The organism is Derxia gummosa DSM 723 (assembly GCF_000482785.1).
GTDB lineage: Bacteria > Pseudomonadota > Gammaproteobacteria > Burkholderiales > Burkholderiaceae_E > Derxia > Derxia gummosa.
In genome coordinates, this window is record NZ_AXWS01000002.1 from 35,086 (window position 1) to 60,913 (window position 25,828).

Sequence of the window (25,828 nt, forward strand, 5' to 3'; positions counted from 1 at the left end):
GGGGCCGCCCGCATCACTTCATGACCGACATCTCGCCCGCGTAGCGCACGCACAGCGCCCAGATCATGTCGGCGAAGGCCGGCTGGTTGAGGCGCGGTCGCCCCGTCAGCGCGAGCGCGAGTCGCACCGGGCCGACATGCAGCGGCCACAGTCCGAAGGCGCCCACGCCGACCGGGTCCACCATGCCCCAGCCCGAGGCGCCCGGCTTGCCGAGCGCGGCCAGCGCGCGCTCGTGGCGCTCGGCTACGGTGAGCATCTCGGCGCTCATCGCCGCGATCGCGTCGGCATCGGCCTCGGGCCAGGTGCTGGACGCGACCCGGAAGCCGAGCGCGTCGGCCAGCACCGCGCGCTTCTCGCTGCCGATCTGTTCGAGCAGCGGCGGCAGCAGTTGCTCCAGCGCTTCGGCCGGCACGCGCGCCGGTCGGTCGAGGGCCTCGATGCAGCCGGCCTGCTGGAGCGCGTAAAGATGCAGCAGCGCTGCATGTTCATCGTCCTCGCCGGTCCACAGGCAGGCGGCGGTGATGGTGAGCAGCGGGCTTTCGGGTTCACGCAGGATCGCAAGCAGGGCCCGCCGCGCGGGTTCGTCACCCCGGTTCTCGATCGCGCACCAGGCGCCCCAGGGTGTGATGCGCAGGTAGGAACCCGGAATGATTTCAGGCATCGGCCATTCCCGGGTCGAGCGTGAACATGAGCGCCCGCACCAGGGCGGCGATGTCGGTGCGCTTGCGTGCATCGACCGTGAAGACCGCCGGCGCCGGGAAGTAGTCGAGCTCGCGCAGCCGGCGGCGATAGTCGGCCAGCGTCGGTTCGGGATGGGTATCGGTGTGGGTGATGCCGATGACCACGGCAGTGCCCGCGATGAACTGCTGAAAGGCTTCGAGGTAGAAGGCGAGCGATTCGAGCGGACGCGATTCGGCGTTGTTGACCAGGAGCACGAGACCGATGCCACCCTCGGCGAGGATCTCCCACATGAAGCTGAAGCGCTCCTGGCCCGGCGTGCCGTAGAGCATCACCTTGTCGCCCTCGGGCAGTTGCAGCACGCCGTAGTCCATCGCGACGGTGGTGGTCTTCTTGATGCGTGCGGTGTCGTCGGTGGCGTTCTGCTCGGTACTGACGACCTGGATGTCGCTGAGCGCGGCGATGGCCGTGCTCTTGCCCGCGCCGACGGTGCCGGCGAAGACGATCTTGTTGTGGTTGCGCGAGCGGTCAGTCTGCATGGCGGAGCTTGCGGAGGATTCGGGACAGCATCGATACCCGCCCGCTGGCGGGCAGCGGCGCGAGCACGGGTTGCACGATGGTCGTGTCGAACAGGCCGGCATGCAGCGCCGCGCTGTACACGGCGAAGGCGTAGCGCTGCGGGATGCCGAGGTGGCGCGCGATCTCGACCGGGCTGAGCGTGTCGCGCGTCCACAGCGCGACGAGGCGGTAGGCGTGCGGCGTCGAGAAGGTGCGCGTGAAGTCGGGCCAGCCGACCATGCGCACCGGCTGCCACGGATCGGTGCCGACCGGCAGGCGGCCGCGACAGGCCCAGAGCGCGGTCTTCCAGAGCAGGCTTTCGGCGCTGAGGGTGAACTGGCCGTCGCGGCGCGCGGCGGGATCGAAGGGCGCGATGCCGATGGCCGAGTCGCGCGGGATCTGCACCATCGACAGTGGCCGCAGATGCGGATCGCGCACGGAGGTCCAGACCGTCGGCATCGTGCCGGGCACGATGTCGAGCACGCCGGGCAGGCCGGTGATGCGGCTCGGGCGGCGCTGCTCGATCGCCGTGCGCGTGGCTGCGTGCAGATGGCCGAGCAGGTAGTGCGCGGGATCGAAGAAGACCGACGCCGGCGGCGCGATGCGGCCGGGCTGGGCGGGCAGGTCGTCGGCGGTGCCGCACACGTCGCGCTCGGCCTCGGCCGGCATCTGGCTGCCGAGCGCGGACTCCTCGCGCGGCGCGCGCGTGACCCGGCTGGCGCTGGCGCGCAGCGCGGTGCCGAGCCGGCGCAGTGTGGCGATGAAGCTGTCGGCGTGGAGCGGCTTGCCGAGCACGCGGCTGCCCGGCAGGCGCTCGGCGTGGGCATCGGGCCGAAACGAGTAGGACACGACCTGACAGCGCCGCGCGCCGGCCTGGGCGATGGCGACTTCGGCGCCGGGACGGTCTAGGTCGACCACGAAGATGTCGGCTTCGCTCGCGTCATCGACGACGACCGCCTCGTCGCGCGCAAGCCGGTCGAGCGTGAGCCGGATCATCTTCATGTCGAGCGAGCCGACGTGGGCGAGCAGCAGGCGGACTGCCGCCTGCGGTGGCGAGAGTGCGGACATGGCAGGTTTCATGAGCGGGGCGCGGAGGAGCGGAGGAAGGCTGCGCCGTTCGCGCCGGGACGCGCGAGGACGGCGGTGGTGATGTGTGGCACGAGCGAGCCGGCGGCGAGGCCGCTGTCGAGATGGGCATCGAGCAGCCTGACGAGAGTGGCCGGCAGGCGCGCGCGCTGCTCGTCGAGCACGCGGGCGCGCAACGCGCGGCCGGCGCTGCCGAGCGCGATGAACAGGTCGGCGACCGCACCTTGCAACTGCTCGTCGTCGTCGGTGTGCGACGCGAAGCCGATGCGGCGCAGATGCGCATGCAGGTCGAGCGGCGCGCGCGCGACCTCGGCCTCGAAGCTCGCGTTGAAGCGGGTGCGGCACCATTCGGGCGGCGGCGCGAGATGGCGCGTGGGCAGGGCAAAGGGCGGAGGGGGAAGGTCGGCCGGTGGAGCAGGGCCGTCGAGCCTGAGCGCCGCCCGGACGCACGATGGGCTAGGCAGTGCAGCGGAGGAGTCGCTCATCGCACCTGGGGCCGGCGCGGGACGCCGGTGGGACGGTTTTGGTCTTTGAATGACCGATCGCCGTGGTCGGGATCGGCTCGCTGTGGGACAGCATATCGCCACGTGAAGTCGCGCCAAGCGGACTTAGTTCGCGCTCGAAGGCGGTCCGGCGCCGTCAGATCAAGTGAGCCACGAATCTCTCGCCGACGCGTGTCCGCGCCTTGACGCGCGGATTGCAGGCAGGCCCGCGCCCAGCGCGATGGCGGCCAGCAGCATGGCCAGGCCGGGCACGCCGAAGTGATCGAACGCAGCCCCGCCAAGCGCGGGCGCGACCATGCCGCCGACCGTGTAGGCGCCCACCAGCAGCGCTGCCCCATCGACCAGCGCGGCGCCTTCGAGTACCGAGGCCGCGCCCAGCAGGTTGAGCGTGTAGAGCGTGCCGCCGGCCGCGCCCCAGCAGAACACGATGGCCCAGGCCAGCGCCGAGATCGTGCCGGCGAAGGGCAGGGCGATCGAGCCGAGCACCAGCGCGGCAACGGCGACGCGGCTGACGCGGCGATGGTCGAGCCGGTCGGCCAGCTCGCCGACCGGCCACATCATCAGCGTGCCGCCGACGCCGTTGATGGCGACGAGCATCGCGGCGGCTTCGGGCGTCCAGTGCCAGTGCAGGCCCACGAGCGGCATGAGGCCCGGTGTGCCCGACTCGAACACACCGCCCACGAAGCCGGCGAGCGCGAGCGAGGGCATGGCGCGCAGGCGGGCGAGGAGACCGGGAGGGCGGCTGGCGTCGTGGCGGTCGCCGAGGTGAGGGGCACTCCCCGCATCCGCATTTGCAAGCGTTTGCACATTCGACGGCAGCGCGGCCGCGCAGACGAGCGATGCGACCAGCAGCGCACCGATCACGAACAGCGGTAGCCGGCCTTCCGCGCCCGTCAACCCCAGCAGCGCCGGCCCGATGATGAAGGTCGTGCCCACCATCGTCTGGTACAGGCCGACGATGCGTCCGCGTCGCTCGGGCGGCGACAGTTCGGCCACGAGCGCCTCCGACACGATCCAGCGCAGGCCGCTGCCGAAGCCCGCCATCAGGTAGAGCGGGAACCACAGCCAGAGCGAATCGCTTGCGAAGAAGCCGCCCAGCGCCACCAGCGGCAGCACGCCCGACAGCCAGAAGCAGCCGCGTGCGCCGAGCCGCGGCGTGATGCGCCCCGCGACCAGCGACGACACGAGGATGCCGGCCCACATCGACGCATTGAACAGGCCGATGACTGTCGGACTCACGCCGCGCGCGCCCAGCGTGAGCGTGAGCAGCGGCAGGAGCATGAACCAGGCGTCCAGCTCCAGGAAGGTGGCGGAAAAGGCGGCGAGGAGGCTGCGCCGGGCATGACGCCCGGCGGGGGAGGGCGGCATCAGCCGGGCAGGCGGCTTTCGAGCGCGAACAGGTCGGCCGGCGTCTCGCGGCGGCGGATGAGGTGGACGGCATCGCCGTCGACCATGACCTCGGCCGCGCGGCCGCGCGTGTTGTAGTTGCTGGCCATGCTCATGCCGTAGGCGCCGGCGCTCATCACGGCAATGAGGTCGCCGGGCGCGAGCGCGAGTTCGCGGTCGCGCGCGAGCCAGTCGCCCGACTCGCACACCGGGCCGACGATGTCCACGCGCTCGCCCGCGCCGGCCGGTGCTGCAATCGCTTGCACGCCGTGCCAGGCCTCGTACATCGCGGGACGGGCGAGGTCGTTCATCGCCGCGTCGACGATGGCGAAGTTGCGTGTCTCGCCGCGCTTCATGAACTCGACCTTCGTGACCAGCAGGCCGGCGTTGCCGACGATGCTGCGGCCCGGTTCGAACATCAGCGTCTTGCCGCCGTGGCCGTGGGCCTCGACGCGCTCGACGAGGGCGCGGATGAGTTCGCCCGTCGCGGGCGGCGTCTCGTCGTCATAGGTGATGCCGAGGCCGCCGCCGAAGTCGATGTGATGCAGCACGATGCCCTCGCGCTCCAGCGTGTCGACGAGGGCCAGCACGCGTTCGGCGGCATCGACATAGGGCGCGACCTCGGTGATCTGCGAGCCGATGTGGCAGTCGATGCCGACCACCTCGATGTTCGGCCGGCGCGCGGCGTCGCGGTACAGGTCGAGCGTGTGCTCGTAGGCCACGCCGAACTTGTTGTCCTTGAGGCCGGTGGAAATGTACGGGTGCGTCTTCGCGTCCACGTCCGGGTTCACGCGCACCGACACTGGCGCCTTCACGCCCAGGCGCTTCGCGACCGCGTCGATGCGCTCCAGCTCGGGCACCGATTCCATGTTGAAGCACAGGATGCCGGCCTTGAGCGCGGCCTCGATCTCGGCCTCGCTCTTGCCGACGCCCGAGAACACGACCTTGCCCGGATCGCCGCCGGCTGCGATCACGCGGGCCAGCTCGCCGCCCGACACGATGTCGAAGCCCGCGCCCTCGCGCGCCAGCAGGTCGAGCACGGCGAGGTTGCTGTTGGCCTTCATCGCGTAGCAGACGAGCGCCTTGCGGCCGGCGAGCGCGTCGCGGTAGCCGCGGAAGGCGCTGACGATGGCGGCGCGCGAATAGACGTAGGTGGGCGTGCCGAAGCGTTCGGCGATCGCGGGCAGCGCGACGCCTTCGGCGTGCAGCACGCCGTTGCGGTGTTCGAAGAAGCTCATGGGCGTTTGCTGTCGGGACGGGCCGCGTCGGGCGCGGGCGTCGGGGAAGACGGAAGGGCGGACTGGCTGTCGGGCGTGGGGCCCGGCGCCGTGTTCGGGGTGCCGACGGTGCTTGCCGGCATGGGAGCCGCAGGGCGCGGCACGGCAGGCGGGCGGGGTTCGGTCGGCAGCGTGAGCGGCCCCTTGAGGCCGCAGCCGGCGAGAGCGCTGGCTAGAATCGTCGCGCCCAGCACCGCGCGGCAGATGCCGCCGGCGCGGGCTGCGGAGCCCTGGCTTCGCATCGGCAGGCACAGCCTGTGCAAGACCCGCCCGCTCGCGGCTGAAACACGCTGCACGGCCGCTCTCCCCCGAACAAAAGCGACGAATCTAGCATGAGCCCTTCCGAATTCCTGGCCCTCGCCGACGAGACCCTCAATGCCATCGAGGACGCCGTCGCCACGCTTGGCGACACCACCGACGTGGATATCGAAGCCACCCGCTCCGGCAATGTCGTCACGATCGACATCGACAACGGCTCGAAGATCATCGTGAACAGCCAGGAGCCGATGCAGGAGATCTGGCTCGCCGCCAAGGCCGGCGGCTTCCACTTCAAGTGGAACGGCAACGCCTGGATCGACACGCGCGGCGCCGGCGAATTCTTTGCCGTGCTGTCGCAGCACGCCAGCACCCAGGCCGGCGTGCCCATCGTCATCAAGGGCTGATCGCCCCGGTCAGAACAGCTCGCTCTTGACGGCGTTGGGGTCCTTGCCCTCGTCGTCGCTGAGCGTGCCGATGGCTTCGCCGGGCTGGCGCTCGGCGTAATAGAACTCGCCGTTGGCGCTCACGATGCCGGCCGGTACCGGCCGGTCGATGTTGGGCACGCCCGCGAGCGCCTTGCCCATGAAGTTGATCCAGATCGGCAGCGCCGCGCCGCCGCCGGTTTCGCGGTCGCCGAGGCTCTTGGGCTGGTCGTAGCCGATCCATGTGATGCCGACGAGCGTCGGCTGGTAGCCGTTGAACCAGGCATCGACCGAGTCGTTGGTCGTGCCGGTCTTGCCGGCGAGGTCGGTGCGCTTGAGCTTCATCGCGCTGGCGGCGGTGCCGTAGCGCACGACGTCTCGCAGCATGCTGTCGATGAGGAAGGCGTTGCGTTCGTCGAGCACACGATTGCTCTCGTCACCGGCGAGCAGCGGCTTGGCTTCGGCCAGCACCCGGCCGTTCGCGTCGGTCATCTTCGCGACCACGAAGGGCCGCGTCCGGAAGCCGCCGTTGGCGAACACGCTGTAGCCCTGCGCCATCTGCCAGGGCGTGACCGAACCCGCGCCGAGCGCCATCGTGAGGTAGGGCGGATGCTTGTCGGCATCGAAGCCGAAGCGGGTGATGAAGTCCTGCGCGTAGCGCGTGCCGATGGTCTTGAGGATGCGGATCGACACGAGGTTCTTGGACTTCGTCAGCGCGCGGCGCATCGACATCGGGCCTTCGTAGGTGCCGTCGTAGTTCTTGGGCTCCCAGGGCTGGCTGCCGGTCTGGCCAGCATCGAACACGAGCGGCGCGTCGTTGATGACCGTGGCCGGGCTGAAGCCGCGCTCCAGCGCCGCCGAGTAGATGAAGGGCTTGAAGCCCGAGCCCGGCTGGCGCCAGGCCTGCGTGACGTGGTTGAACTTGTTGCGCCAGAAATCGAAGCCGCCCACGAGCGACTTGATCGAACCATCCATCGGGTTCACCGCGATGAAGGCCGATTCGATCTCGGGCTGCTGGACGATCTCCCAGCCGTTGGCCGTCTTCATGATGCGAACCACCGCGCCGCGCCGCAGCTTGCGGTTGGGCTGAGCCTTGTCGGACAGCGAAGCGGCCGCGAACTTGAGCCCGGCCTCGCCGATGTCGATCGGCTCCAGTCCCGGCCGTGCGACGCGCACGCGCTTCGGGCTCGCGTCGAGCACCACTGCCGTGAGCAGATCGTCGGCATCGGGATGCTTCTCGATCACGTCGTCGATGAACTCGTCGGTGATGCGCTCGGGCAGGTCGACGAAGGCCTCGGGGCCGCGATAGCCGTGGCGACGGTCGTAGTCGAGCACGCCGGCGCGCACCGCCGCGTACGCGGCCGCCTGGTCCTTCGAATCGATGGTCGTGTAGACATTGATGCCGCGCACATAGGCATCGTCCTTCCACAGGTCGTAGGCCGCCTGCCGCGCCATCTCGGCGACGTATTCGCCATGTACCGCGTAGGTGCTAACGCTTGCATGGATGTCGAGCTTCTGCGCGAGTGCCTCCTCATGCTGCTGGTCGTTGATGTAGCCCAGAGAACGCATGCGATCGAGCACATATCTTTGCCGCGCGCTGGCCCGGCGGAAGTTGGCGACCGGGTTGTAGGCCGACGGTGCCTTCGGGATGCCGGCGAGCATCGCCGCTTCGGCGACGGTGATGTCCTTGATGTTCTTGCCGAAGTAGGCCTGGGCAGCCTGGGCGAAGCCAAAGGAACGCTGGCCCAGATAGATCTGGTTCATGTAGAGCTCGAGGATCTGGTCCTTGCTCAACGTGGACTCGATCTTGAAGGCCAGGAGAATCTCGTAAACCTTCCGCGTGTATTGCCGTTCATTCGTGAGGAAGAAATTCCGGGCGACCTGCTGCGTGATGGTGGAGGCCCCTTGGCGGGCGCCACCGGCCATGAGATTGGCGAGGGCGGCGCGGGCGATACCGGACAGGTCGATGCCGGGGTGGTCGTAGAAGCGATCGTCCTCAGCGGCGAGGAGGGCCTGCTTCATCTGCGGTGGAAAGTCCTGGATGCGCAGGACGCTGCGTCGCTCCTCGCCGAATTCCCCGATCAGCACGTTGTCGGCGGTGTAGATGCGCAGCGGCATCTTGGGGCGGTAGTCGCTCAGCGTTTCGATCGACGGGATCTTCGGATAGACAAGTGCAAGCGATAACGCCAGACACAGCAGACCAATCAGGGCGAGTGAAGCAGCCAGGCCGCCGAGCCAGGCGAGTGTGCGTGCCCACCAGGGCCAGCGTGCGCGAGTGGCCGTGCCGGAGCCGTCAGGGGAGGAAGTTGTCGTCACGGGATGGTCTGCTGCCGAGAGGTGCCTCAAGGGCGGGGAGTGACAGCACTGCCTTTGTGCCGCCGGGGTGCGGCTTCGGATTATATGAGGGGCCCCAACTCGTAACTCCAAAAGCCAACGATGGGGGAGGAGTGCCCAGCTTTATGCCTTTACACTTGTTTTCCCTTGTTGCTAGCATCGAACGAGATTTATGCGGTTTGCACGCTAAGTGCGTAATTCGCAAAGGATTTTTTCCAAGCAGCTTTCGTGGCGCCGGTGGCAGGACGGGTTTTCCGGTCCCGCGACGCATGGGCTTCGAACGGGCACCAACAAGTTTTCTGACGTGGAGGGGGGCTCGTGGCCTTTGACCTCGGGTCGCTTTTGTCGCCCAAGAATCCGCCGCTGATCGGACTCGATATCAGCACCACCAGCGTCAAGCTCGTGGAGCTTTCCGAAGTCGGCAAGAACGCCATCCGCCTTGATCGCTATGCGATCGAACCGCTGCCCAAGGGCGCGGTGGTCGATGGGAACATCGACAACATGGATGCCGTCACCGAGGCTGTGCGACGTGTCTGGAAGAAGAGCGGCACGCGCATCAAGAACGTGGCGATGGCACTGCCGAGCGCGGCGGTCATCACGAAGCGCATCTTCCTGCCCGCCGGCCAGACCGACGAGGCGCTCGAGCTTCAGGTCGAGTCCGAGGCGAGCCAGTACATCCCATTCGCGCTTGACGAGGTGAGTCTCGACTTCCAGGTGCTTGGCGAAGCGGCCAGTTCGCCCGACGACGTCGAGGTACTGATCGCGGCCTCGCGCAAGGAGAAGGTTGAGGATCGCGTTGCCGCCGCGGAGGCCGCCGGCCTCAAGCCGGTGGTCATGGACATCGAGTCGTATGCGTCGCGCAGCGTCGTCGAGCGTGTGCGCAAGCTCATGCCCAATGGCGGCGAGAACCTCATCGTTGCCGTGTTCAACCTTGGGGCGAATACCACCACGATCACGGTGCTGCTCAACGGACTGAGCATCTACGAGCGCGAGCAGGCTTTCGGTGGCAACCAGCTCACGCAGGACATCGCCCGGGCCTACGGCTTGACCTTCGACGAGGCGGAAGCGAAGAAGCGCTCCCTGGATCTGGCCGAGAACTACGCGCGCGACATCCTCCAGCCCTTCATCGAAAGCGTCGCGATCGAGGTCACGCGCGCGCTCCAGTTCTTCTTCACCTCGACGCCCTACGGTCGGGTCGATCACATCATGCTCGGCGGCGGTTGTGCGGTGATCGAGGGGTTGGCCGATGTGGTCGCGAACCGCTCGCAGACGCCGACGAGCATCGTCAACCCGTTCAAGGGCATGGAGTTCGGTGAGTCGGTCAAGGAGCGCGAGTTGCGCACCGATGCGCCTTCGCTGCTGACCTGCGCCGGCCTCGCCATGCGGAGATTCACCGGATGACCGTCATCACCATCAACCTGCTGCCACATCGCGAGCTGAAGCGCGCGCAACGGCGGCGTGATTTCTATGTGCTGTCGGGGCTGTTCGCGGGTGCAGGCGCGGCGATCGTGCTGCTCGTTGGCGCGATCATCAGCGGCTATGTGGCGGTGCAGCAGTCGCGCAACGAGTTCATCAAGCAGGAGAACGCGGCCCTCGACAAGCAGATCGCCGAAGTAGCCCAGCTCAAGCAGGAGATCGACGCGCTGCGCGAGCGCCAGCAGGCGGTAGAGAACCTCCAGACCGATCGCAACATCCCGGTGTACCTGTTCACTGAACTGGTCAACCAGGTGCCCGAGGGCATTTATCTGCGCAGCTTCAAGCAGGAGGGTCTGAAGGTGACGCTTACCGGCCTCGCGCAGTCGAACGAGCGCGTGTCGGAGTTGCTGCGCAATCTCGCGAACAACTCGTCCTACATCGAGAAGCCGAACCTCATCGAGATCAAGGTCTCGCAGCAGCAGTCGCGGCGTGGTTCCCGGCTGTTCGACTTCTCGCTGGACATGCTGCTCAAGCGTCCGGTGGTCGAGGCGCCCGAGAAGCCGGGTGCCGCGAAGAAGCGTTCGGTGCCGGTGACGCCCGCGGCGCAATGAAGAGGCCAAGGTGAAGAGTCCACAAATCGATCTCAAGCGCATCAGCGACCAGTTCGTCGGGCTGAACGTACGCGACGTCGGCACCTGGCCGGTCGCGCCGCGGCTGGCCGCGCTGTTCCTGATCCTGGTCGCGATGCTGCTCGGCGGCTACTTCCTGTACTGGAGCGACCTGCTCAACGATCTCGAGCAGGGGCGCAACGAGGAGGAGCGCCTCAAGCAGGACTATCGCGGCAAGCTCCAGCAGGCCATCAACCTCGATGCGCTCAAGAAGCAGAAGGAGCAGGTATCGCAGTACGTGACCGCGCTCGAGAAGCAGCTGCCGAGCAAGGCCGAGATGGATGCGCTGCTGTCCGACATCAACCAGGCGGGCCTCGGGCGCGGTCTGCAGTTCGAGCTGTTCAAGCCGGGCGCCTCCGTGCGCCAGGCCTATTACGCCGAACTGCCCATCAACGTCCGCGTGACCGGCCGCTACCACGACATGGGCGCCTTCGTGTCCGATATCGCCAACCTGCCGCGCATCGTCACGCTCGGGAACATCGAGGTGAAGACCGACCCGACGGGCAAGCTCATCTTCGATGCCGTGGCTCGCACCTTCCGCTACCTCGACGCCGACGAGATCGAGGCTGCGCGACGCGATGCTGCCGCCGCCAAGAAGAAGGACAAGGGAGGCGCCAAGTGATGCGACGCATGCTGGCGCTGACCGGCGCCGTCGTCGTGGGTCTGGCCGGTTGCGCCGGCGCCGACGAGGACGAACTCAAGGAATGGATGTCGGAGGTGCGCCGCGACGTGCGCCCAATGGTCCAGCCGATCCCGGCACCCAAGAAGTTCGAGCCCTATGTGTATGACCGGATGGCGCAGGACGAGCCGTTCAATCCGGTCAAGATCGAAGCGGCGCTGCAAAAGCTTGCAGCGCGGTCGAGCAGCGGGATCAAACCCGACATGGATCGTCGGCGCGAGGCGCTGGAAGCCTTCCCGCTCGATTCGCTGAAGATGGTCGGCACCCTGCAGAAGGATGCGACGCGCGTCGCGCTTCTGAGAGTGGACGGTTCTGTCTTCCAGGCCCGCGTGGGCAACTATGTCGGGCAGAACTTCGGGGTCATTACCCGCATCACCGAAACCGATGTCGCGATCAAGGAGATCGTCCAGGACGCGGCTGGCGAGTGGGTCGAAAGAATGAGCACTCTGCAATTGCAGGAGAACCAGCGATGAGTTTGGCCGCAGCTTTGTTCAATCCTCCGGTCGCCCATGGGTGGCTGGGCAGGGTGTTCGCCGCGCTCTGGGCATTGGTGGCCGTCGTCACCTGCCTTGGCGCCGCGCAGGCGCAGGAGGTGGCGATCGAGTCCGTGGCTGCAAGCCAGCGTGGCTCGTCCGTGGTGCTGCGCGTGCAGCTGAGCGCCCCGGTGCGCAATTCGCCGGCATCTTTCGCCGTGGCCAATCCGGCGCGCATCGCCTTCGATCTGCCGGGCGTGGTGAACGGCACCGGCAAGAACAGCATCGACGTGAGCCAGGGCGATCTGCGCTCGGTCAGCCTCGTGACCGTGGGCGATCGCACCCGCGTCGTGCTCAACCTCAAGGGGAGCGTGCCCTACTCCACGTCGCTGGACGGCAATGCGATCGTCGTGACGCTCGATGGTGGAGGCGCCAGCAATTCGGCAGCGGTGCGCTTTGCCGAGCCGGTCGCGGCGGCCAACAGGCATTCGATCCGCAACATCGACTTCCGTCGCGGCCGCGATGGCGAGGGACGTGTCGTGGTCGATCTGGCCGATACGTCCACCGGCGTGGACATCCGCCAGCAGGGCCAGCAGATCGTGGTGGAGTTCCTTCAGACCACGATGCCGGATGAACTGCGCCGCCGCCTCGACGTGACCGACTTCGGTACCCCGGTCCAGTTCGTCAACACCACGTCGCAGGGCAACAGCGTGCGCATGGTGATCGAGCCCAAGGGCACCTGGGAGCACAACGCCTACCAGAGCGACACCCAGTTCGTGGTCGAGGTCAAGCCGGTGCGCGAGGATCCGAACCGCGGCACGCTCGCCACGTCACGCCCGCAGTACCAGGGCGACAAGCTCTCGCTGAACTTCCAGAACATCGAGGTCCGCTCGGTGCTTCAGGTCATCGCCGATTTCACCAATATCAACATCATCACGAGCGAGAGCGTCAACGGGAACCTGACGCTGCGCCTGCGTGATGTGCCGTGGGATCAGGCGCTGGACATCGTCATGCAGGCCAAGGGCCTCGACATGCGCCGCAGCGGCAATGTGATCTGGGTCGCGCCGCGTGAGGAGCTGGCCGCGAAGGAGAAGCTGGAACTCGAAGCCAAGCAGGCCGTGGCCGAACTCGAGGCGCTACGTACCGAGAGCTTCCAGCTGAACTATCACAAGGCTGCCGACGTGGTGAAGATCATCGCGCCGCCGGTGACCACCAGCAGCAGCAGCACCGTCGCCCAACACCGGCTGCTGTCCAAGCGCGGCAGTGCCGCAGCCGATCCGCTTACCAACCAGATCTTCGTGCAGGACATTCCGTCCCGTCTGGACGAGGTGCGTCGCCTGGTCCGCCAGATCGACATACCCACGCGTCAGGTGCTGATCGAGGCTCGCATCGTCGAGGCGACCGATGGTTTCTCCCAGAACCTTGGCGTGCGGCTGAGCGGCTCGTCGGGCGTGCCGACCAAGATCAACGGCACGGGCGTGTATGGCAGCGTCACCGGTTCGAGCGCGTCGACGACCTCCGTCACCGTGGGCGATACGACGCTGTCGGGCGGCGATTTCGTGAGCCTGCCCGCGGCCAATCTCAACGGCTACTCGGCCGGCGCGCTTGGCATCACGCTGTTCAATTCGAGCCTGTCGAAGTTCATCTCGCTCGAACTGAGCGCGCTCGAATCCGATGGCAAGGGCCGAATCATCTCCAGCCCGCGCGTCATCACGGCCAACCAGGTCGAGGCGACGATCGAGGACGGCGAGGAAATCCCGTATCAGCAGTCGACCAGCAGCGGCGCCACCAGCATTTCCTTCCGCAAGGCCGTGCTCAGCCTGAAGGTGACGCCGCAGATCACGCCGGAGGGCAGCGTCATCCTCAACGTCAACGTGAACAAGGACAGCCGCGGTACCGACACCACGTCCGGCCCGGCCATCAACACCAAGAACGTGAAGACCCAGGTGCTCGTCGACAACGGCGGCACGGTCGTGATCGGCGGCATCTACCGCATGCAGGAGCAGAACACGGTGACGAAGATTCCCCTGCTCGGTGATATCCCCTTCCTCGGGGCGCTTTTCCGGAACAAGTCCCAGGTCAACAGCAAGAGCGAACTGCTGATCTTCCTGACGCCCCGGATCATTTCCAATTCGCTGGCTAACGCAACCCGCTGACCTATCGATATGAGTATTCCCAGAATGATTTTTCATCCGTCAGCCCGTGCGCGGCGTCTTGGCGCCGGGGTTCTGGCGCTGACGTTGGCACTTGGTCTGTCAGCCTGTGGCGGTTCCGCTCCGGGAGCGACGACCAGCAGTTCCGGCGGCAGCAACTCCGGCGGCAGCGGCAGCAGCACCTCGACGACGCCGACGGTTGCCGTCAGCTTCGCTGACAGCTCCGGTGTCGCCATCCCCGATGGTCAGCAGCCCAACATCAGCGGTTCGACGCCGCTGCGTGCCGTTGCGACCCTCAAGCAGGGTTCGACGCCCATCGCGAACCAGCTCGTCACCTTCACGGCGGGCACGGCGGGGCTGGTGAGTTTCGATCCCTCGACCGGCACGGTGCTGACCGACAGCAATGGCAAGGCGTCGATCGCCGTGACGGCCGCAGGCAGCGCCACCGGCGCGACGCTCATCACGGCATCCGCCGCGGTCGTTGGCAGCAGCACGATCACGGCAGGTACGTACACCGGTTCTGCCGGAGTTCAGGTGAATGGTGTGTCGGTTGCCTCGATCACCGTCGATCCGACGCTGACGCTGTCGCCTGCCACGCTGAGCGCCTACGGCACCGCCAGCGTGACGGCCAAGGTGCTGCAGAACGGTGCCTCCTACAGCGATGGCACGACCGTCACCTTCACCCAGGGCTGTGGCAGCGGCGCCTCGATCACCTCGTCGGTCATTTCGCAAAGCGATGGCACGGCGACCGCGACCTTCACGGATGCCGGCTGCGCGGTCGGCGGAGATAAGAACGTGGTGATCACGGCGACGGTCGGCAGCTCGAGCGCCACGTCCACGTTGAGGGTGCGCAGCCCGTCGAGTGGCAGCCTGATGGTCACGTCGGTCACGCCCAGCACGAGTTCGATCGTCATCAGGGGCAACGGGGGTCTGAATCGTCAGGAGTTCGCGACCTTGATCTTCAAGCTGGTGGACCTTGCCGGCACTCCCGTGCCGAACGTGCCGGTGTGCTTCAACGCCTCGGCATATACCGGCACTCTGAACATCGACAGCTACTACTACATTGACGAGAGCAACAACAAGCTGCCCGCCGTGCAGGGTGATGCGTCGTCGCCCTGTGCCGCCGGCGACAAGGTGCGTTACGTCAAGAGCACCGGCCCTGATGGCACGGTCAAGCTTCAGGTGAATTCCGGCGATACGCCTACTAGCGTGCTCATCCTGGCCCGCGCCTTCTATCCGATCGGCTCGTCAACGCTGCTTTCCACCGAGTCGAAAAATCTCACGATCTCCACCGGCTTGCCCTACCAGCACAAGTTCGATCTTGCTGTGGACAAGGCGAACATTGACGGCATGGATTACTCGGGTGAGACGGCGGTTGTCACCGCGCGCGTGAACGACTGGTTCGGCAATCCGGTACCCGATGGCACGGTGGTCAACATGATCACTTCCGGTGGCGCGATCTGTACGTCCAGCCTTGGCTCGTGCACGACCAGCAATGGCGTCTGTTCCTGCAATCTCGTGACGCAGGAAGAGCGTCCTGCCGACGGTCGTGTCGTGGTGCTTGCCTATGCGAAGGGGCGGGAAACCTTTACCGACAACGACCACAACAACAAGTACAACTCGGGTGACGGTTTCACCACTGGCCCGAATTCGGACGATCTGGCTGACGCCTACCTCGACAAGAACAAGAGCGGTGCCTTCGAGGCCGCGAGCGACATCGGCATTCCGCTGCAAGGCACGGGCAACTATGTGACGGGTGACGGTATGTACACCGAAACCGGCGTGGACATCCGTCGCTCGGGCATCGTGTACTTCAGCAAGATGTCCGAGCCGATCCTCATCTTCGTGCCGGACGGCAACCGCCTGAAGAAGGACGCTGGCGGCAACTACTACGTGTCGCTGAACGAGGTTGCAGACTGCTCGGGCGCTACCATCGACGAGGTGTCGCTGACCGCCTACCTGGACGACGGCATCGGCAATCCGATGGCCTCGGGTACGACGGTCACGGTCAGTGACCGCTCGTCCAACGTGAGCGCCGAAGTCACCTTCGGTTCGACCGTGCCCGCCGTCGGCTTCCGTGCGCCTTCGGTCACGGTCGACGGGTTGAACGCTCCCAAGACCAGCATTGCGGTCGGCACCGATCCGACGCTGGTCAACACCACGCATACCTTCAAGATCAAGGGCGTGGCCAACGCCTGTACCGGCACCGGCAGCGTGACCATCAGCGTCAAGTCGCCGAAGGGTTCGGAAGTCCCGGCGCGTATCCTGTTCCGCAATGTCAACGGCACACTGTCGTCATCAGACACCCGCGAGACGAATCGCTTTTCGATTCCGGTCAAGTACGAGGCGCGCTGACAGGCCGATACGTCACCAGGCCGGCCCTTCGGGTGCCAGCCGATTTTCGAAGGGCGTGCAATGCACGCCCTTTTTGTTCTTCCTATGTCCGCTCGACACCTCGTTCTCATCGGCATGCCCGGCACGGGCAAGTCAACCATCGGCCGGCTCGTGGCGCGTCGTCTCGACCGGCCTTTCGTCGACAGCGATCACGAGATCGAGATTCGTTGCGGCGTGCGCATTCCGGTGATCTTCGAGCTTGAAGGCGAGGCCGGTTTCCGTGACCGCGAGTCGGCGGTGCTGGCCGATTTGGCCGCCATGCCCGAGCCACTTGTACTCGCCACCGGGGGCGGCGCGGTGCTGCGCGAGGCCAACCGGATTGCCCTGCGGTCGACCGGCCAACTCGTCTATCTGCATTCGACACCCCTGGTGCTCTGGCAGCGCACGCGCGGCGACAAGGGGCGGCCGTTGCTCCAGACCGCCGATCCGCGCGGGAGGATGGAGGAGTTGTATGCCGCGCGCGATGCGATCTACCGCTCGGCGGCGCATCACATCGTCGAAACCGGAGGTCTCAACGCCACCGAAGTCGCGGCGCTCGTGATCGCGCTGGCCGAGGGCGCTGCCAACGCGTAATGAGCGCCGCCTCGCCCCGGGTCGGCTGAACGGCGCTTCCACCGCGCCGGTGGGGCGAATGAGCTGCTGATTATCATCATCGGGTTTGCGGGCCCGGGTTCCTTCCGGGCAGGCCTTATCCCTAGGGACCAGTTTCCATGCACAGACTCGAAGTCGCGCTTGACGAGCGCAGCTATCCCATCGCCATCGGCCGCGATGCTCTGGCCCAGTCCGACTGGATCGGTGTCATTCGCGGCAAGCAGGTGGCGGTCGTCACGAACGAGACGGTCGGGCCACTGCATCTGGCAAAGCTGACTTCTGCGCTCGATGCCGCCGGCAAGTCGGTCACGGTCGTGACCCTGCCCGATGGCGAGGAATACAAGACCGCCGAGACGCTCGACCTCATCTACAGCGCGCTGCTCGAAGCCCGCTGCGACCGCAAGACCACGCTGGTCGCGCTTGGCGGCGGTGTCGTGGGCGACATGACCGGTTTCGCAGCGGCCACCTACATGCGTGGTGTGCCCTTCATCCAGGTGCCGACCACGCTGCTGGCCCAGGTCGATTCGTCGGTGGGGGGCAAGACCGGTATCAATCACCGGCTTGGCAAGAACATGATCGGCGCCTTCTATCAGCCGCGTTTCGTCGTGGCCGATCTGGCGACACTCGACACGCTGCCGGCGCGCGAGCTGTCGGCCGGTCTCGCCGAGGTCATCAAGCATGGCGCCATCGTCGACGCCGGCTTCCTCGGCTGGATCGAGGAGAACATCGACGCACTCGTCGCGCGTGATGCCGCCGCGCTCGGTCACTCGGTGCTGCGCTCCTGCGAGATCAAGTCGGAGGTCGTGGCGGGAGACGAATTCGAGTCGGGGCGGCGCGCCATTCTCAATTTCGGCCACACCTTCGGTCACGCCGTCGAGGCGGGTCTGGGCTATGGCGTCTGGCTGCATGGCGAGGCAGTCGGCGTCGGCATGGTGCTGGCGGCGAGGCTTTCGCAGCGCCTCGGCTATCTGGACGAGGCGGCGGTCCAGCGCCTGACCTCGATCATCGGTCGTGCGGGCCTACCCACCCGTGCGCCCGAGATGCCGGTCAAGCGCTGGCTCAACCTCATGGCCGTGGACAAGAAGGCCGAGGGCGGCGAAGTGCGCTACATCCTGCTGCGCGGACTCGGCAATGCGGTGGTCGAGGCCGTCGACGAGGCGATCGTCGCCGAGGTCCTGCGCGAACACGCGGCCGCCTGATCCCGCATGGCCAGGCTGCCCCGTCTCTACCTGCCAGGCCTGCCGCAGCTCGCCCAGCTCAACGGGCACGACGGCGACACCGTATTTCGGGATGCCGCCGACTATCAGGCCTTCCTCGACGCCTTGCGCGAGGCGGCGCGCGCCAATGGCTTTGCCCTGCACGCCTATGTGCTCCTGCCCGACCGTCTGTTCCTCCTCGGAACGGGTGCCGGGCCGGACAGCCTCGCACGCACCCTCCAGTCGGTCGGGCGTCGCTACGTGACCAGCTTCAATCTGCGCCACAGGCGTAGCGGCACGCTCTGGAACGGCCGATTTCGCTCCACGGTCGTTGCGCCGGACGAATTCTTGCTTCCGGCCATGCGCTTCATCGAGACGCACCCTTTGCGTGCCCAGTTGGTCAGCGATGCTGCCGACTGGCCCTGGTCCAGCCTGCGGCATCACCTCGGGATCACCGCAGACCCGAGCATCACCGACCGCGCCGAATACTGGGCGCTCGGCAACACTCCTTTCGAGCGGCAGGCTGGCTATCGCGTCTATGTCGAGGATTGCGCCGGTGCCGATGCCGAGCACAGGCGGATCGGGGATTCGGTCCGTGGTGGCTGGCTGCTTGCCTCGCCGGAATTTGCCGCAAGCGTCGGACGCAGCACCGATCGAAGACTCAGTCCGGCCCGTCCGGGACGTCCCAGAAAGATTGGCGATTAAGACTGTCCCCATTTGTTTCAATGCGTCGCCGATGCCAATCTGCCTTGGTGTCTGACCCTAATTATTGTTGTTGAACGACGACGGATCGTCACCTAAAGTCACAGGGCTGCGAATTTCGCGCGGATTGTCCCTGCGCATTCCTGCCAGCCAGCCGCCGGTCACGCCAGACGCCGCGTCCGCCATCTCATTTCCAGGAGCCCGCCCATGTCTTCGCGCGCGCAATCTCCCGTCACTTTCGATCGCGCCGACGAGCGCGCGGAAGCCACCCGCTCGGGCCTCTACGACCCCACCAACGAACACGACGCCTGCGGCGTCGGCTTCATCGCTCACATCAAGGGCCAGAAGAGCCACTCGATCATCGAGCAGGGCCTGCTGATCCTGAAGAACCTCGACCATCGTGGCGCCGTCGGCGCCGATCCACTGATGGGCGACGGCGCGGGCCTGCTCGCTCAGATCCCGGACGAGTTCTTCCGCCAGGACATGGCCAGGCGCGGCGTCACCCTGCCGCCCGAAGGCGAGTACGGCATCGGCATGCTCTTCCTGCCCAAGGAACACGCTTCGCGCGTGGCCTGCGAGCAGGAAATCGAGCGCGCGATCCGCGATGAAGGCCAGGTGCTGCTCGGCTGGCGCGATGTGCCCATCGACCGCGACATGCCCATGTCGCCGACGGTGCGCGCGAAGGAGCCGGTGATCCGCCAAGTCTTCGTCGGTCGCGGCAAGGACGTGATGGTCACGGACGCGCTCGAACGCAAGCTCTACGTCATCCGCAAGACGGCGAGCCACCGCATCCAGAACCTCAAGCTCGCGCATGGCGGCGAGTACTACGCGGTGTCGTTCTCGGCGCGCACGGTGGTCTACAAGGGCCTGCTGCTGGCGGACCAGGTGGGCGAGTACTACCTCGACCTCAAGGATCCGTCCTTCGTGTCGGCGCTTGCGCTCGTGCACCAGCGCTTCTCGACCAACACCTTCCCGGAATGGCCGCTGAGCCACCCCTACCGCATGCTTGCCCACAACGGCGAGATCAACACGGTGAAGGGCAACTACAACTGGATGCGTGCCCGCGAAGGGATCATGAAGTCGCCGGTGCTGGGTGAAGACCTGCAGAAGCTCTGGCCGCTGATCTATCCGGGCCAGTCGGACACCGCCTGCTTCGACAACTGCCTCGAACTGCTGCTGATGGCGGGCTATCCGCTGTCGCACGCGATGATGATGATGATTCCCGAGGCGTGGGAGCAGCACACGCTGATGGACGACAACCGTCGCGCCTTCTACGAGTTCCACGCCGCGATGATGGAACCGTGGGACGGCCCGGCCGCGGTTGCCTTCACCGACGGTCGCCAGATCGGCGCGACGCTCGACCGCAACGGCCTGCGTCCGGCGCGTTACATCGTCACGGAAGACGACCTTGTGGTCATGGCGTCGGAATCGGGCGTGCTGCCCATCCCCGACAACAAGATCGTCAAGAAGTGGCGCCTCCAGCCCGGCAAGATGTTCCTCATCGACATGGAAGCCGGCCGCATCATCGACGACGCGGAACTCAAGAGCGCCTACGCGAACGCCAAGCCCTACAAGGAATGGATCAAGCGCATCTCGATCAAGCTCGATGACGTCGAGCAATCGGCCGCGCCCGCCAAGTTCAACGAATCGCTGCTCGACCGCCAGCAGGCCTTCGGCTACACGCAGGAAGACCTCAAGGTCATCCTTGCGCCGATGATCGCCACCGGCGAGGAAGCGATCGGCTCGATGGGCAACGACTCGCCGATGGCGGTCATGTCGAGCAAGAACAAGACGCTCTACAACTACTTCCGCCAGCTGTTCGCTCAGGTGACCAACCCGCCGATCGACCCGATCCGCGAGCAGATGGTCATGAGCCTCGTGAGCTTCATCGGTCCGAAGCCCAACCTGCTCGACCTGAACAACACCAACCCGCCGATGCGCCTCGAAGTGAGCCAGCCCGTGCTCGACTTCGACGACATGGCCAAGCTGCGCGACATCGCCAAGCTGTCGGATGGCAAGTTCAAGAGCTACGAGCTCGACATCACCTATCCGCTCGCCTGGGGCAAGGAAGGCGTCGAGGCGGTGCTCGCCTCGCTGTGCGCCGAAGCCGTGGACGCGGTGCGCGACGGCAACAACATCCTGATCGTGAGCGACCGCAAGGTCGACCGCGAGCATGTCGCGATCCCTGCGCTGCTGGCCACGTCGGCCATCCACCATCACCTGGTGGACAAGGGCCTGCGCACGAGCACCGGTCTGGTGGTGGAAACCGGTTCGGCGCGCGAGGTGCATCACTTCGCGCTGCTCGCGGGCTATGGCGCGGAAGCCGTCCACCCGTATCTGGCGCTCGAAACCATCGCCGAGATGGCGCGCAAGAGCGGCACGGCCGACGAAGCCAAGTCGATCTACAACTTCCAGAAGGCGGTCGGCAAGGGGCTCAACAAGGTCATGTCCAAGATGGGCATCAGCACCTACATGAGCTATTGCGGCGCCCAGATCTTCGAGGCGGTGGGCCTGAGCAAGGCGGTCATCGACCGCTACTTCCACGGCACGCCGAGCAACATCGAAGGCATCGGCATCTTCGACATCGCCGAGGAAGCGATCCGTCTGCACAAGTCGGCGTTCAGCGACGATCCGGTGCTGGCCAACATGCTCGACGCCGGCGGCGAATACGCCTTCCGCATCCGCGGCGAGGAGCACATGTGGACGCCCGACGCGATCGCCAAGCTCCAGCACAGCACGCGCCAGAACAGCTACCAGTCGTACAAGGACTACGCGCGGATCATCAACGACCAGAGCAAGCGCCACATGACGCTGCGCGGCCTGTTCGAGTTCAAGGTCGATCCGGCCAAGGCGATCCCGCTCGACGAAGTCGAGCCGGCGAAGGAAATCGTCAAGCGCTTCGCCACGGGGGCGATGTCGCTCGGCTCGATCTCGACCGAAGCGCACGCGACGCTGGCCGTGGCGATGAACCGCATCGGCGGCAAGAGCAACACGGGCGAGGGCGGCGAGGATCCGCTGCGCTACGCGGCCGAGATGAAGTCGCCGACGCGCGCTTCGGGCATCAAGGACGGCGACACGCTCGCCAGCGTTTTGGGCCGCGAGCAGGTCGAGAGCGACATCGTGCTGAAGGAAGGCGATTCGCTGCGCAGCAAGATCAAGCAGGTCGCGTCGGGCCGCTTCGGCGTCACGACCGAGTACCTGACGTCGGCCGACCAGATCCAGATCAAGATGGCTCAGGGCGCCAAGCCCGGCGAAGGCGGTCAGCTGCCCGGCCACAAGGTCAGCGAGTACATCGGCAAGCTGCGCTTCTCGGTGCCGGGCGTGGGCCTGATCTCGCCGCCGCCGCACCACGACATCTACTCGATCGAGGATCTGGCCCAGCTCATCCACGATCTGAAGAACGCCAACTCGGCCGCCGGCATCAGCGTGAAGCTGGTGTCGGAAGTGGGTGTCGGCACGGTTGCGGCCGGTGTCGCCAAGGCTAAGGCTGATCACGTCGTGATCGCCGGCCACGACGGCGGCACGGGCGCGTCGCCGCTGTCGTCGGTCAAGCACGCCGGCTCGCCGTGGGAACTCGGCCTCGCCGAGACCCAGCAGACGCTGGTGCTCAACCGCCTGCGCAGCCGTATCGTCGTGCAGGTGGACGGCCAGATGAAGACCGGCCGCGACGTGGTGATCGGCGCCATGCTGGGCGCGGACGAGTTCGGCTTCGCGACCGCGCCGCTGGTGGTCGAGGGCTGCATCATGATGCGCAAGTGCCACCTCAACACCTGTCCGGTGGGCGTGGCGACGCAGGATCCGGTGCTGCGCAAGAAGTTCCAGGGCAAGCCCGAGCACGTCGTCAACTTCTTCTTCTTCATCGCCGAGGAAGTGCGCGAAATCATGGCCCAGCTCGGCATCCGCAGCTTCAACGAGCTGATCGGCCGCGCCGACCTGCTCGACATGAAGAAGGGCATCAGCCACTGGAAGGCGAAGGGGCTCGACTTCTCGCGCGTCTTCCATCAGCCGGATGTGCCGGAAGATGTGGCGGTGCGCCAGGTCGAAACCCAGGACCACGGCCTGCACAAGGCGCTCGACCACAAGCTGATCGAGGCCGCCAAGCCGGCGCTGGAACGCGGCGAGCGCGTGAGCTTCATCCAGCCGATCCGCAACGTGAACCGCACCGTCGGCACGATGCTGTCGGGCGAGGTCGCCAAGCGCTACGGTCACGCGGGCCTGCCCGACGACACGATCCATGTGCAGCTGCAAGGCACGGCCGGTCAGTCGTTCGGCGCCTTCCTCGCGCACGGCATCACCTTCGACCTCGTGGGCGAAGGCAATGACTACGTGGGCAAGGGCCTGTCGGGCGGCCGGATCATCGTCCGCTGCGCCAATGATTTCCGTGGCGCGGGCACCGAGAACATCATCATCGGCAACACCGTGCTCTATGGCGCCATCACCGGCGAGGCCTTCTTCAACGGTGTCGGCGGTGAGCGCTTCGCGGTCCGTAACTCGGGCGCGACGGCGGTCGTCGAAGGCACGGGCGACCACGGCTGCGAATACATGACTGGCGGCACGGTGGTCGTGCTCGGCGCGACGGGCCGCAACTTCGCGGCGGGCATGTCGGGCGGCATCGCCTATGTGTTCGATCCCGAAGGCGAGTTCGCGCGCAAGTGCAACACGGCCCAGGTCGATCTCGAATCGGTGCTCACCGCCGAAGAACAGCGCGAAACCGTCGCGCTCGACATCTGGCATCGCGACACCACCGACGAGGAACTCCTGAAGTCGCTCATCGAGAAGCACTTCAAGTTCACTGGTTCGGCCATCGCGCGCGAGCTGCTCGACGACTGGAGCCGCGCCCGCACCCAGTTCGTGAAGGTGTTCCCGAAGGAATACCGCCGCGCGCTGAAGGAAATCAACGCCGCCAAGGCGAAGGCCGGCGCCAAGCTCGCGGCCTGAGGCGAGTGAAGCAGGGGCGGGACGCACGGGTTGCGTCCCGCCGATCCAACAAGATCAATCCGCCGGCGAGCTTGCCGGCATCCAGCTACGGAATTTCAAATGGGCAAGGTCACCGGCTTCCTGGAATTCGAACGCCTCAGTGAAGGCTACGAAGAGCCCGCCGCGCGAAAGAAGCATTGGAAGGAATTCGTCGTCGCGCTCAAGGACGACGAGGCAAAGATCCAGGGCGCGCGCTGCATGGACTGCGGCATCCCGTTCTGCAACAACGGCTGTCCGGTCAACAACATCATTCCCGACTTCAACGACCTCGTTTTCCGGCAGGACTGGAAGACGGCGTTCGAAGTACTCAGCAGCACCAACAACTTTCCCGAGTTCACCGGTCGCATCTGCCCGGCGCCTTGCGAGGCCGCCTGCACGCTGAACATCAACAGTGCGGCGGTCGGCATCAAGTCGATCGAACACGCGATCATCGACAAGGCCTGGGCCGAGGGCTGGGTGGTGCCGCAACCGCCGAAGCGCAAGACGGGCAAGAAGGTCGCTGTCATCGGCGCCGGCCCTGCCGGCATGGCGGCAGCGCAACAGCTCGCGCGCGCCGGTCACGACGTGACCGTGTTCGAAAAGAACGATCGCGTCGGCGGCCTGCTGCGCTATGGCATCCCCGACTTCAAGCTCGAAAAGAGCCACATTGATCGCCGCGTGCGTCAGATGGAAGCCGAGGGCGTGACCTTCCGCACCAGCACCTTGGTCGCTACGGACTTCCCGAAGACGGGCATCAACAATTTCGCGACGACGATCGTGTCGCCTGAAGCGGTAATGGCCGAATTCGACGCCGTGATCCTGTCAGGCGGCTCCGAGCAGCCGCGCGATCTGCCAGTTCCTGGCCGTGACTTGAAGGGCGTCCATTACGCGATGGAATTCCTTGCGCCGCAGAACAAGGTGAATGCCGGGGACAGCTTCCCGGACCAGATCGTCGCCACGGGCAAGAAGGTTGTCGTCATCGGCGGCGGCGACACGGGTTCCGATTGCGTTGGTACCAGTAACCGTCACGGCGCTGCTTCTGTCACGCAGTTCGAGTTGATGCCGCGTCCGCCGGAAAGCGAGAACAAATCGGTGACCTGGCCCTACTGGCCCATCAAGATGCGTACCTCGTCCTCGCATGAAGAGGGCTGCGATCGCGATTGGGCCGTTACCACCAAGTCGTTCAAGGGAAACGAGTTCGGTTGCGTCACGGCACTCGTTGTTGCGCGTGTCGAATGGGTCGACGGAAAGATGACGGAGATTCCCGGCAGCGAATGGGAAGTGCCGGCTGATCTCGTGTTCCTGGCGATGGGCTTTACAAATCCTGTTGCACCGGTGCTTCAAGCCTTCGGTGTCGAAAAGGATGCTCGCGGGAATGCTCGAGCTGTCACGGAGGGAAGCGGTGCTTATCGCACTTCAGTCGAAAAGGTGTTCGCTGCCGGCGATATGCGGCGGGGACAATCTCTGGTCGTATGGGCTATTCGCGAAGGACGGCAATGCGCACGTGAGGTGGATATGTTCCTGATGGGCGCTTCGGAGCTTCCGCGCTGATCAACGAGACAGCCTGTCTTACCCAATATGTTGATCCGAGGTTTGCGTTTTTGCGACACCAAAGAGTCGCGTTCGGTACAGGCAGGCTATTTCACATTTGCTGCTTGCGCTGACGGCGCGAGTTGACTATAGTTGCTGGCTCACCTGTTGCTGAACACGACGGGTTGCTGGCGAGTCTGGCGGTGGCGGAAAGTTCAGCGAACGAAAGTTAAAAAAACAGTTGACAGCGAGAAAACAGCAGTACATAATCTCGCTTCTCTGCTGATGACGGCGCAGCGCTAAACAAGGCGGCGCAGTCAAAAGCAGATTGCAGGAAGCTCTTTAACAATTTAACAGCCGATAAGTGTGGGCGTTTGTTGATGCGAAATCGATCTTTGATCGATGGCTCGAAATCATCAAGTGCTCACAGAAGAGTAAGGTTAATAACCTGAAATTCCGTTGAGTCGCGACCTTACGAAAGTAAGGGTAAATACAGAGATTGAACTGAAGAGTTTGATCCTGGCTCAGATTGAACGCTGGCGGCATGCCTTACACATGCAAGTCGAAC

19 protein-coding genes and 1 rRNA gene are annotated in these 25,828 nt (G+C 65.7%); 13 read left to right on the forward strand and 7 right to left on the reverse strand.

Annotated elements, in window-relative coordinates:
* Positions 1 to 13: 13 nt before the first annotated feature.
* From H566_RS0100635 to lysA, 6 genes are all read right to left on the reverse strand, one after another.
* Positions 14 to 661, reverse strand: a complete 648-nt coding sequence (locus tag H566_RS0100635) for a hypothetical protein (protein ID WP_028309917.1) — start codon at positions 659 to 661, stop codon at positions 14 to 16.
* The gene (locus H566_RS0100640; protein ID WP_028309918.1) at positions 654 to 1,217 is read right to left on the reverse strand and encodes a GTP-binding protein; all 564 of its coding nucleotides are present in this window, start codon (positions 1,215 to 1,217) and stop codon (positions 654 to 656) included. The genes H566_RS0100635 and H566_RS0100640 overlap by 8 nt, the downstream gene beginning before the upstream one ends.
* A complete protein-coding gene (locus H566_RS0100645; RefSeq protein ID WP_034410096.1) occupies positions 1,207 to 2,304 on the reverse strand; it encodes a hypothetical protein in 1,098 nt (365 codons plus the stop codon). The genes H566_RS0100640 and H566_RS0100645 overlap by 11 nt, the downstream gene beginning before the upstream one ends.
* An 8-nt stretch (positions 2,305 to 2,312) precedes the next feature.
* Entirely contained in the window at positions 2,313 to 2,807 is a 495-nt protein-coding gene (locus H566_RS0100650; protein ID WP_028309920.1) for a hypothetical protein, read from the reverse strand.
* A 159-nt stretch (positions 2,808 to 2,966) separates the two neighbouring features.
* Positions 2,967 to 4,193: an MFS transporter gene (locus H566_RS0100655; RefSeq protein WP_028309921.1), complete on the reverse strand. Its 1,227-nt coding sequence runs from the start codon at positions 4,191 to 4,193 to the stop codon at positions 2,967 to 2,969.
* Positions 4,193 to 5,449 carry a diaminopimelate decarboxylase gene (gene lysA / locus H566_RS0100660; RefSeq protein ID WP_028309922.1) on the reverse strand — a complete coding sequence of 419 codons (1,257 nt, stop codon included), beginning with the start codon at positions 5,447 to 5,449 and terminating at the stop codon, positions 4,193 to 4,195. The genes H566_RS0100655 and lysA overlap by 1 nt, the downstream gene beginning before the upstream one ends.
* A gap of 371 nt (positions 5,450 to 5,820) precedes the next feature.
* Between lysA and cyaY the strand changes: the two genes are divergently transcribed.
* Positions 5,821 to 6,150 (forward strand): iron donor protein CyaY, encoded by a 330-nt coding sequence (cyaY, locus tag H566_RS0100665; protein ID WP_028309923.1) that lies wholly within the window; start codon positions 5,821 to 5,823, stop codon positions 6,148 to 6,150.
* 9 nt (positions 6,151 to 6,159) lie between these two features.
* Here the strand turns inward: cyaY and H566_RS0100670 are convergent, their stop codons facing one another.
* The gene (locus H566_RS0100670) at positions 6,160 to 8,484 is read right to left on the reverse strand and encodes a penicillin-binding protein 1A (RefSeq protein WP_028309924.1); all 2,325 of its coding nucleotides are present in this window, start codon (positions 8,482 to 8,484) and stop codon (positions 6,160 to 6,162) included.
* A 336-nt stretch (positions 8,485 to 8,820) separates the two neighbouring features.
* On the opposite strand from H566_RS0100670, the gene H566_RS0100675 reads away from it, so the two are divergent.
* From H566_RS0100675 to H566_RS0100730, 12 genes are all read left to right on the forward strand, one after another.
* Positions 8,821 to 9,903 carry a pilus assembly protein PilM gene (locus H566_RS0100675; protein WP_028309925.1) on the forward strand — a complete coding sequence of 361 codons (1,083 nt, stop codon included), beginning with the start codon at positions 8,821 to 8,823 and terminating at the stop codon, positions 9,901 to 9,903.
* Entirely contained in the window at positions 9,900 to 10,529 is a 630-nt protein-coding gene (locus H566_RS0100680; RefSeq protein WP_034410098.1) for a PilN domain-containing protein, read from the forward strand. Before H566_RS0100675 ends, H566_RS0100680 begins: the two co-directional genes overlap by 4 nt.
* A gap of 10 nt (positions 10,530 to 10,539) precedes the next feature.
* On the forward strand, positions 10,540 to 11,208 hold the full coding sequence (locus H566_RS0100685) for a type IV pilus inner membrane component PilO (protein WP_028309927.1): 669 nt from the start codon (positions 10,540 to 10,542) through the stop codon (positions 11,206 to 11,208).
* Entirely contained in the window at positions 11,208 to 11,738 is a 531-nt protein-coding gene (locus H566_RS0100690; protein WP_028309928.1) for a pilus assembly protein PilP, read from the forward strand. The genes H566_RS0100685 and H566_RS0100690 overlap by 1 nt, the downstream gene beginning before the upstream one ends.
* Positions 11,735 to 13,894 (forward strand): type IV pilus secretin PilQ, encoded by a 2,160-nt coding sequence (locus tag H566_RS0100695; RefSeq protein ID WP_084544590.1) that lies wholly within the window; start codon positions 11,735 to 11,737, stop codon positions 13,892 to 13,894. Before H566_RS0100690 ends, H566_RS0100695 begins: the two co-directional genes overlap by 4 nt.
* A gap of 24 nt (positions 13,895 to 13,918) precedes the next feature.
* Positions 13,919 to 16,246: an Ig-like domain-containing protein gene (locus tag H566_RS0100700; RefSeq protein ID WP_156924243.1), complete on the forward strand. Its 2,328-nt coding sequence runs from the start codon at positions 13,919 to 13,921 to the stop codon at positions 16,244 to 16,246.
* 84 nt (positions 16,247 to 16,330) lie between these two features.
* Positions 16,331 to 16,858 carry a shikimate kinase gene (locus H566_RS0100705; RefSeq protein WP_028309931.1) on the forward strand — a complete coding sequence of 176 codons (528 nt, stop codon included), beginning with the start codon at positions 16,331 to 16,333 and terminating at the stop codon, positions 16,856 to 16,858.
* A gap of 137 nt (positions 16,859 to 16,995) precedes the next feature.
* The gene (gene aroB / locus H566_RS0100710; RefSeq protein WP_028309932.1) at positions 16,996 to 18,075 is read left to right on the forward strand and encodes a 3-dehydroquinate synthase; all 1,080 of its coding nucleotides are present in this window, start codon (positions 16,996 to 16,998) and stop codon (positions 18,073 to 18,075) included.
* 6 nt (positions 18,076 to 18,081) lie between these two features.
* Positions 18,082 to 18,777 (forward strand): hypothetical protein, encoded by a 696-nt coding sequence (locus H566_RS0100715; RefSeq protein WP_028309933.1) that lies wholly within the window; start codon positions 18,082 to 18,084, stop codon positions 18,775 to 18,777.
* 204 nt (positions 18,778 to 18,981) lie between these two features.
* Entirely contained in the window at positions 18,982 to 23,712 is a 4,731-nt protein-coding gene (locus H566_RS22060) for a glutamate synthase-related protein (protein ID WP_084544591.1), read from the forward strand.
* A gap of 99 nt (positions 23,713 to 23,811) precedes the next feature.
* On the forward strand, positions 23,812 to 25,281 hold the full coding sequence (locus H566_RS0100725; RefSeq protein ID WP_028309934.1) for a glutamate synthase subunit beta: 1,470 nt from the start codon (positions 23,812 to 23,814) through the stop codon (positions 25,279 to 25,281).
* A gap of 480 nt (positions 25,282 to 25,761) precedes the next feature.
* Positions 25,762 to 25,828 (forward strand): 16S ribosomal RNA (locus H566_RS0100730); the annotation flags it as partial.